The 878-nt window shown below is 61.3% G+C and carries 1 protein-coding gene; it reads left to right on the top strand.

What is annotated here, in order from left to right; translation table 11 throughout:
- Nucleotides 1-639 precede the first annotated feature (639 nt).
- On the top strand, nucleotides 640-878 hold a 239-nt coding region (locus H5395_RS11320), incomplete at its 3' end, for a transposase (protein ID WP_182792692.1).

Raw genomic sequence — 878 nt, 5'->3', positions numbered from 1 at the left:
TCTGGACTTACAACAACGACCGCCCGAACATGGGCATCGGCGGCATCACACCCGCCCAGAAACTGAAAATGGCCGCATGAGTTCTACGAATGGACCCCGTTAGAAATGGGAGGATTACCGCAGCGCTAACTCACGCCGCCAATCATTTTCGGCAGACCCGGGATGGCTCATAGTATCCGACCCAAGATACTGCTGGGCCGCATGCTCGGTTTGAAGGCACTTGGAGAGTGAATCTGCCTCTGTCAGAGGGAGACTGCGGCCACGCGATCCGATCGTTATATGCTGGACCATTTCGACGGCATTGAGGCAGAAAGACCCCTCAGCTTGTCCTTTTATGATCGGCATGAAAGGAATCTCCCATGCGTGATAAGAGTCTGAATTCGGAATCTTCCGACGATCGTGACGTGGATCTTGATCGCCGGGAGGTACTCGCGTTGACCTGCGCCCCGTTGGTGCCTCGGTCATATCGAGAGTCTGCGGGTTTGAGATTGGTCGTCTTCGGGTGGATTTGAGGCAAGCGCGCCAGACGTAGCGCCATCAGGTAGCGCGAGCGTCCGTCGCCTTCTGCAGGAACTGGTCCGCCCCCTGGAAAGTGGTCCTCCCTGACGCAGGCTTTCGAGCCGGATGGAGGCCGGCGGAATGCCGCGGAAGAAGCACGAACCCGAGGAGATCGTGGCCAGGCTCCGGCAGGTCGGCGTGTTGGTGTCGCGGGGCCGGTCGGTGGCCGGGGCGGTGCGCTCGATCGGCGTGGCGCAGTTCACCTGCTCCCGGTGGCGCAAGGAGTTCGGCGGGCTGCAGAGCGATCGGGTCAAACGCCTGAAGGAGCGGGAGAAGGAGAACGGGCGGCTGCGGAAGGCCGTCTCCGGCCTGACGCCGGA

The organism is Paracoccus sp. MC1854 (assembly GCF_014164635.1).
GTDB lineage: Bacteria > Pseudomonadota > Alphaproteobacteria > Rhodobacterales > Rhodobacteraceae > Paracoccus.
Note: the sequence above shows the minus strand (reverse complement) of the source record. Positions and strands in the feature narration are given on the sequence as shown.